General features: G+C 41.8%; 4 protein-coding genes. 1 reads left to right on the forward strand and 3 read right to left on the reverse strand.

Translation table 11 applies throughout. The features are described from left to right. Positions 1-743 (reverse strand): YjiH family protein (locus LD39_RS04015; protein WP_035543125.1); only part of this gene is annotated, 743 nt, incomplete at its 3' end. A 202-nt stretch (positions 744-945) separates the two neighbouring features. Between LD39_RS04015 and LD39_RS04020 the strand changes: the two genes are divergently transcribed. After that, entirely contained in the window at positions 946-1,914 is a 969-nt protein-coding gene (locus LD39_RS04020) for a DUF523 and DUF1722 domain-containing protein (protein ID WP_035543127.1), read from the forward strand. On the opposite strand, the gene LD39_RS04025 is transcribed toward LD39_RS04020, so the two are convergent. Further along, a complete protein-coding gene (locus LD39_RS04025) occupies positions 1,915-2,781 on the reverse strand; it encodes a fructosamine kinase family protein (RefSeq protein WP_035543130.1) in 867 nt (288 codons plus the stop codon). It lies immediately after the preceding gene. A gap of 72 nt (positions 2,782-2,853) precedes the next feature. Continuing rightward, on the reverse strand, positions 2,854-3,485 hold a 632-nt coding region (locus LD39_RS04030; protein ID WP_035543132.1), incomplete at its 5' end, for an N-acetyltransferase.

The raw sequence follows: 3,485 nt of genomic DNA on the forward strand, positions 1-3,485 counted from the left end.
AATGCTACGGTCAAATAAAAGGGTATAAACATATCCTTTAATCCAACTTGTTCAATAACGACTAAGCTGAAAGTAATGGAAACCACAGAGAAGGTTGTCCCAATGACAGCCGCTTCACGTTTCGTATAGTACCCATCTTCATATTGCTTACTTGTCAATAATACCCCGATGGTTCCGTCTCCTAGCCATGAGGCCAGGGAATCAATCGATGAACGTCCCGGTAGCTTGAATAGAGGACGCATAATCTTTGTTAGAATTACGCCAAACAATTCCAGTAAACCATAGTTTAATAATAGCGGAAGAAATAGTCCTGCAAACAGGAAGACTGCAAATAATACATGTAGGAGTGAATCTAACAGCAATCCACCGGTGTTTTCAGATGTAATGGCTACTGGACCAATTTGGAAATACACCATGATTGCGAAAATCATCCCTAGTACTCGCGTGACCACCCAGATAGGGGGAACACTGAATAAAGACTTGAAAAAAGGCAGATGATTCAGCTTATCTGGCCCTATTAATTTAACCCATACCGTACCGATCGCTGTGATGGAAATGATGATGGTCATAATCAGGGAAAGCTGATCAGCCAGCCATGTTTCCACCCACCCTGCTAGAATAGCGATAGGAATCGTAACGGATCCGTCATCCCCTACAATTGGATACATGAATAAGAAAATTCCAATCACAGACGGGATGATGAAACGTAAATGTGATGATACTTTAAAGTCTTTCGCTTTCATCCAAACATCTCTCCTGACTTTCTCTATTTTTATTTATAAAAATTTAAGAATAAATATGCAACATTACTTATTTTAGTATGTTTATCGACAAAAACCAATAGGAAATTTGAATGTGGGCGTATAAGCATGTTTATTCGACTCAAATTAAAGGAATTCCTGCATATACTAAGAGTCTTGATGGATAGAAAAAGGGGTGTTGCCGGTGAGTGACTTTCCAGTTCCAAAAGTCGTAGTCAGTCAATGCTTAGAATTTGGGGAAGTGAGATATAATGGCGCTGTGATTCCGGATAAAGCTGTTCAACGGATGAGGCCTTATGTAGAATTCATCCCGGTTTGTCCGGAAGTTGAAATTGGACTTGGAGTTCCCAGGGAGGTCATCCGAATTGTTGATGATGAAGAACAACAGTTGATCCAACCGAAAACAGGAGAAAATCTAACATCTACCATGAAAGATTTCTCAAAAGCATTCTTAAGTCAATTAACAGAGGTAGATGGGTTTCTATTAAAGAACCGTTCACCTACTTGCGGTATGCAAGATGTGAAGGTTTATCAAAGTGAAAAGAACTCCCAGGTCGTCAGTAAAACCTCTGGATTGTTCGCAAGTGAAATCCTGCAGCAGTTTGGCGGACTGGCGATCGAAGAAGAAGGAAGGTTGAAGAATTTCACATTAAGACATCATTTCCTTACGAAGCTTTTCACTCTCGCTTCGTTTAGAACTATGAAGAAGAATGGGGGTATGCGAGACCTGCAGGCTTTCCATTCTCAAAATAAATATTTGTTCATGGCATATCAGCCAGGAATATTGAAGCAGATGGGGAGACTCATTGCGAACCATGGCCATCTTCCTTTTGATGAGGTTGTGGAGTATTATGAGGAACGACTTCATCGTTTAATGGAAAAACCTGCGAAATCAAGTGCTCATGTAAATGTTTGCCAGCATATGGCTGGATATTTTAAGAGAGAATTGAGTTCCAAAGAAAAAGAAGGATTTCAGTCCCTTCTTAATCAATACGTTGACGAAAAAGTACCTCTAAGTGCCGTTCTCAGCGTCCTGCAATCCTGGGTGGATCGATTTCAAAGCGCCTACTTGAAGAAGCAGACCTATTTTACACCTTATCCATTAGAGCTTGTAGAAATCACAGACTCAGGAAAAGGGAGAGCTTACTCCTAGTTATCCAACGTATCTTTTCAGAATACGGTCTACACCGGAACCATAACTTTCGCCGAACATGTTTAAATGGACGAGCAGGTAAAAGAGTTGATATAAAGGTTTGATATCCTCGTAATGGTCAGGAAGAGGGAAATGTTCCTGATAAGAATCGTAAAACGCTTTGGAAAAACCGCCGAATAGTTCAGTAAAAGCTAGTTCGAAACCATGGTCTCCGTACAAGACAGATGGATCGATCAGGTAGGGGCTGTGATCCGCACCAGTCATCCAATTTCCTCCCCACAGATCTCCGTGTAAAAGAGAGGCTATTGGGTGGGCAGGGACCCAGTCGTCTAGTCTTTCCAGTAATTTTTCGAGTCTTTTCTGCCGCTTTCCAGGTAATCTTCCAAGCGATTTTGCATAGTCCATCTGCGTCTTCAATCGATAGTTTCGATAATAATCGACCCAGGTGGAGGTCCATCCGTTAGGTTGATCGAGTGTTCCAACGAAAGTGGGGGAGTCATACCCGTAGGAGTCTTCTGTATGCTGATGCATAAGGGCCAGCTTCTGTCCCAATTCTCCGGAAGCATCTTGGACACCTGGCTCCACCCAATCCATAGCAAGTATGGCTTCCTCACCTTTTTCTGGTTCATCAAAGTAATAAACAGTTGGTACGTTTACCGTGTCCGTATCTCGGATTAATTGCAATCCTTCCGCTTCTGCTTTGAAAAAATGGGGAGGGACCTGTTTGTTTCCCTTCATAAAATAGTGGTGACTTTCTGTTCTTACCAAAAAAGAGCGATTGATATCTCCACCACTGACCTGTTTTATCTCCTCGATGGCAGTGTAGTCCTCCAATTTGTGCAATGTAGATTGGATCAAATCTTTCATAATTCATGAGCTCCTCCTTGTTGAATCTACGTCTACGATTCCTGTTCCCTTTTCGCTCACGATGAATCTTTTTTAATGATAAGAACTGCTGGAGGACATTTTTTGAAATTGTTTTTGATAGGCATAGATCGTGTTGATTTCCCTGAATCCGAATTGTCTATATAACTTTTCGGCCTGTTTGTTCTGAGTACGGACGGATATTGTGACCACGTCAAATTCTAAGGCGTGAAAGGCGTATTGAAGGGCGTGTTCGATCAATATAGAACCAATACCGGCTCCTCTCTCTCCAGCTGCTACATTCACAAAGCATATTTCCGCTTCATGACCCGGCAAAATAGTTTCCATATAGATATAGCCAGTAAGTTCACCGTTTTTTTGAAAGCCCCATAAATAATTACCTTCTTCTTTAGAGAGCCGGACCATTTCCTCCGTTGTGTAGTAGGCTCCGGATGGGTGAATCAATGAAAGGCGATCCAGATCATCCATATGCAAATCTACGATCGACTGGCTTTTATTTGTAGATGGCTCAAAAAGGGAGCGGTGTACAGCCAGAGTTTTTTCGATATTGTAAAGCTCGAATTGATGACGATCCGCAAATCCAACAAGCTCTTTGTTACTTTCAAAACAGGCTACTTTTACTGCGTCAAAATGGAGTTGAACGGCTAACGAAGCCTTATCCCACAGCTGTTCAATCACCGTTTCGG

This window comes from Halobacillus sp. BBL2006, from assembly GCF_000786645.1.
In the GTDB taxonomy this organism is placed as follows: domain Bacteria; phylum Bacillota; class Bacilli; order Bacillales; family Halobacillaceae; genus Halobacillus.

What these genes read in the sequence shown, in the direction of transcription:
- LD39_RS04025 (WP_035543130.1), bottom strand. Translation starts at nt 2,781, where the DNA reads ATGAAAGATTTGATCCAATCTACATTGCACAAATTGGAGGACTACACT.